We start from the raw sequence: 4,909 nt of genomic DNA, 5'->3' as shown, positions 1-4,909 counted from the left end.
ATATTTTGGACGGAGAGTTCGATCCTGGCTCAGGATGAACGCTGGCGGCGCGCCTAACACATGCAAGTCGAACGGCACCTATCTTCGGATAGAAGCGAGTGGCGAACGGCTGAGTAACACGTGGAGAACCTGCCCCCTCCCCCGGGATAGCCGCCCGAAAGGACGGGTAATACCGGATACCCCCGGGCGCCGCATGGCGCCCGGGCTAAAGCCCCGACGGGAGGGGATGGCTCCGCGGCCCATCAGGTAGACGGCGGGGTGACGGCCCACCGTGCCGACAACGGGTAGCCGGGTTGAGAGACCGACCGGCCAGATTGGGACTGAGACACGGCCCAGACTCCTACGGGAGGCAGCAGTGGGGAATCTTGCGCAATGGGGGGAACCCTGACGCAGCGACGCCGCGTGCGGGACGGAGGCCTTCGGGTCGTAAACCGCTTTCAGCAGGGAAGAGTCAAGACTGTACCTGCAGAAGAAGCCCCGGCTAACTACGTGCCAGCAGCCGCGGTAATACGTAGGGGGCGAGCGTTATCCGGATTCATTGGGCGTAAAGCGCGCGTAGGCGGCCCGGCAGGCCGGGGGTCGAAGCGGGGGGCTCAACCCCCCGAAGCCCCCGGAACCTCCGCGGCTTGGGTCCGGTAGGGGAGGGTGGAACACCCGGTGTAGCGGTGGAATGCGCAGATATCGGGTGGAACACCGGTGGCGAAGGCGGCCCTCTGGGCCGAGACCGACGCTGAGGCGCGAAAGCTGGGGGAGCGAACAGGATTAGATACCCTGGTAGTCCCAGCCGTAAACGATGGACGCTAGGTGTGGGGGGACGATCCCCCCGTGCCGCAGCCAACGCATTAAGCGTCCCGCCTGGGGAGTACGGCCGCAAGGCTAAAACTCAAAGGAATTGACGGGGGCCCGCACAAGCAGCGGAGCATGTGGCTTAATTCGAAGCAACGCGAAGAACCTTACCAGGGCTTGACATATGGGTGAAGCGGGGGAGACCCCGTGGCCGAGAGGAGCCCATACAGGTGGTGCATGGCTGTCGTCAGCTCGTGTCGTGAGATGTTGGGTTAAGTCCCGCAACGAGCGCAACCCCCGCCGCGTGTTGCCATCGGGTGATGCCGGGAACCCACGCGGGACCGCCGCCGTCAAGGCGGAGGAGGGCGGGGACGACGTCAAGTCATCATGCCCCTTATGCCCTGGGCTGCACACGTGCTACAATGGCCGGTACAGAGGGATGCCACCCCGCGAGGGGGAGCGGATCCCGGAAAGCCGGCCCCAGTTCGGATTGGGGGCTGCAACCCGCCCCCATGAAGTCGGAGTTGCTAGTAATCGCGGATCAGCATGCCGCGGTGAATGCGTTCCCGGGCCTTGTACACACCGCCCGTCACACCACCCGAGTCGTCTGCACCCGAAGTCGCCGGCCCAACCGTCAAGGGGGGAGGCGCCGAAGGTGTGGAGGGTGAGGGGGGTGAAGTCGTAACAAGGTAGCCGTACCGGAAGGTGCGGCTGGATCACCTCCTTTCTAGGGAGATAAATCTTCTAGAGAGATCAACTTAACTCGAATAGAGGGCAGGAGCCCGTCCGGTAGATGTCCGCCAGGATAAGTCCCCGCAGCACCCGGTCCCCGGGGTCGCACCCGCGTACCTTGAGAGCCGCATAGCGATAGGAGAGAGATGGAAGATCAATTTCTTCCAGACTCGATTCTTTTCTGCGATTAAACGTAAGAATGATAGCAATCATTCATCCGATCCAAACAAGAAGAATTCACTTATTTATGAGTGAGGAGCATCTGATCGCGAGCACAGTACATACACTGTGCCGCGGTATGAGATACCCGAATTGCGACATACGAGCGCTATTCATGATATCGATTAATTTTTATTAGCGACACGTGGATATCCCGCGGGCCCGAGAGCGGTCCCGCAAGATACCACGGGCGCACGGCGGATGCCTTGGCACAGGGAGCCGATGAAGGACGCGGCAAGCTGCGATAATCCCCGGCGAGGAGCACACATCCTTCGACCCGGGGGTCTCCGAATGGGCGAACCCATGCACAGCGGTGTGCATATCCCCGGCCCGAACACATAGGGCCGGGGAGGACAACCCGGGGAACTGAAACATCTAAGTACCCGGAGGAGAGGAAATCAATCTCGAGACTCCCCGAGTAGCGGCGAGCGAAAGGGGACCGATGGCCAAACCGTCGAGCGGGCATACCCGGCAGGGGTTCCGCCGACGGGGTTGCAGGGCCGCGCATCCGGGGGCTGCCGCCCCCGGGCGCAGGTCCGGCTGGGGAGCGGAACGGCATGGGAGGGCCGGCCGCAGCGGGTGACAGCCCCGTACGCGAACCCAGACCGGACGGCGCGACGCGGTCCCTGAGTAGGGCCGGGCACGTGAAACCCGGTCCGAACCTGGGTGGACCACCATCCAAGCCTGAGTACTACCCTGTGACCGATAGCGCACCAGTACCGTGAGGGAAAGGTGAAAAGCACCCCGGGAGGGGAGTGAAACAGTACCTGAAACCGTGCGCCCACGAGCAGTCGGAGCAACTTTCAGTTGTGACGGCGTGCCTTTTGTAGAATGAGCCAGCGAGTCGCTGGCGCGGGGCGAGGTTAACCGAAAGGGAGCCGGAGCGAAAGCGAGCCTTAACAGGGCGACTTGAGTCCCGCGCCGCGGACGCGAAGCCGGGTGAGCTATCCGTGGGCAGGCTGAAGCGGGGGTAAGACCCCGTGGAGGGCCGAACGCACGTCGGTTGAAAACGGCGGCGATGACCTGCGGATAGGGGTGAAAGGCCAATCAAACCCGGAGATATCTCGTTCTCCCCGAAATAGCTTTAGGGCTAGCGTCGCGCGTTCACCGCCGGAGGTAGAGCACCGGATGGACGAGGGGGCTTCGCCGCCTACCGAATCCAACCGAACTCCGAATGCCGGCGGCCCAGAGCGCGGCAGTCAGAGCATGTGGGCTAAGCTGTGTGCTCGAGAGGGAAACAGCCCGGACCGCCCGCTAAGGTCCCCAAGTTCCAGCCGAGTGGCAAAGGATGTGCGTCCGCCCAGACAACCAGGATGTTGGCTTAGAAGCAGCCATGCATTCAAAGAGTGCGTAACAGCTCACTGGTCGAGTGGACATGCGCCGACAATACACGGGGCTAAGCTGGACACCGAAGCGGCGGGATTTTAATTCATTAGAATCGGTAGGGGAGCTTCCCATGGGCGGAGAAGCCGGAGGGCGACCGACGGTGGAGCGCATGGGAGTGAGAATGCTGGCATGAGTAGCGAGAGACGAGAGAGTAACTCGTCCGCCGTGAACCCGAGGTTTCCTGGGCAAGGCTAATCCTCCCAGGGTCAGTCGGGGGCTAAGGCGAGGCCGGTAGGCGTAGCCGACGCGCAGCAGGCAGACATTCCTGCACCGCGCACGCGGCGCTACGACCGACGGGGCGACGGATGGGGGTGGCTCGGCGGGGTTCTGGACGTCCCCGTGATGGAGCGCGGCCCGCGGACCAGGGAAATCCGGTCCGCAGAAGGGCGAGGCTCCGGACGAAGCACTTAAGCGAAGCGAGTGAGCCCGAGGTCCCTAGAAAAACCCCTAGGCAGGCGCGTGCGCGCCCGTACCGCAAACCGACACAGGTGGGTGGGTAGAACATACCGAGGCGATCGGGTCAACCATGGTCAAGGAACTCGGCACAATGGCCCCGTAACTTCGGGAGAAGGGGTGCCCGCGCGTACGTGAACCGGCTTGCCCGGGGAGCGGAGGCGGGCCGCAGTGGAGAGGCCCAAGCGACTGTTTACCAAAAACACAGGACTCTGCAGAAGCCGCAAGGCGACGTATAGGGTCTGACGCCTGCCCGGTGCCGGAAGGTCACGCGGAGGAGTTAGCCGTCAAGGCGAAGCCCCGAAGCCAAGCCCCGGTAAACGGCGGCCGTAACTATAACGGTCCTAAGGTAGCGAAATTCCTTGTCGGGTAAGTTCCGACCTGCACGAAAGGCGCAACGACTTGGGCGCTGTCTCGACCATGGACCCGGTGAAATTGCACTGGTCGTGAAGATGCGACTTACCCGCGGAAGGACGGAAAGACCCCGTGAACCTTCACTGCAGCTTGGCATTGGCCGCTGGTCCCGCGTGTAGAGGATAGGCAGGAGGCATCGATCCGGAGGCGCCAGCCCCCGGGGAGCCGCCCTTGGAATACTGCCCTCGCGCGACCGGCGTCCTAACCCGAGGCCGTCAACCGGCTCGGGGACCGTGCCAGGCGGGCAGTTTGACTGGGGCGGTCGCCTCCTAAAGGGTAACGGAGGCGCGCGAAGGTCCGCTCGGGACGGTCGGCAACCGTCCTTTTGAATGCAAGAGTACAAGCGGGCTTGACTGCGAGGCCCACAAGCCGAGCAGGTGCGAAAGCAGGCTCTAGTGATCCGGCGGCCCCGAGTGGGTGGGCCGTCGCTCAACGGATAAAAGGTACTCCGGGGATAACAGGCTGATCTTGCCCAAGAGTCCACATCGACGGCAAGGTTTGGCACCTCGATGTCGGCTCATCGCATCCTGGGGCTGGAGCAGGTCCCAAGGGTACGGCTGTTCGCCGTTTAAAGCGGTACGCGAGCTGGGTTCAGAACGTCGTGAGACAGTTCGGTCCCTATCCTCCGTGGGCGCAGGAGAATCGATGGAGGCTGCCCCCAGTACGAGAGGACCGGGGTGGACGCACCTCCGGTGAACCGGTTGTCGACCAACGGCACGGCCGGGTAGCCGCGTGCGGCGCGGATAACCGCTGAAGGCATCTAAGCGGGAAGCCGTTCCAGGGATTAGTTCTCCTTCCGGTAAGGGCCCAGGTAGACTACCTGGTCGATAGACGGCAGGTGCAAGGGCGGCGACGTCCTCAGCCGAGCCGCACTAATCGCCCGAGCTCTTCCGGAACCGCACCTCGCGGCCCGCGGGAC

2 rRNA genes are annotated in these 4,909 nt (G+C 63.3%); both read left to right on the top strand.

Going from position 1 to position 4,909, the window contains the following annotated elements:
* The first annotated feature begins 6 nt into the window (after positions 1-6).
* Positions 7-1,513 (top strand): 16S ribosomal RNA (locus AAAX72_RS09630).
* Positions 1,514-1,911: 398 nt separating this feature from the next.
* A 23S ribosomal RNA gene (locus AAAX72_RS09625) occupies positions 1,912-4,886 on the top strand.
* Together the 16S and 23S rRNA genes form the textbook arrangement of a ribosomal RNA operon.
* Positions 4,887-4,909 lie beyond the last annotated feature (23 nt).

The sequence above is a fragment of the Collinsella sp. CLA-ER-H8 genome (assembly GCF_040092335.1).
In the GTDB taxonomy this organism is placed as follows: domain Bacteria; phylum Actinomycetota; class Coriobacteriia; order Coriobacteriales; family Coriobacteriaceae; genus Collinsella.
Note: the sequence above shows the minus strand (reverse complement) of the source record. Positions and strands in the feature narration are given on the sequence as shown.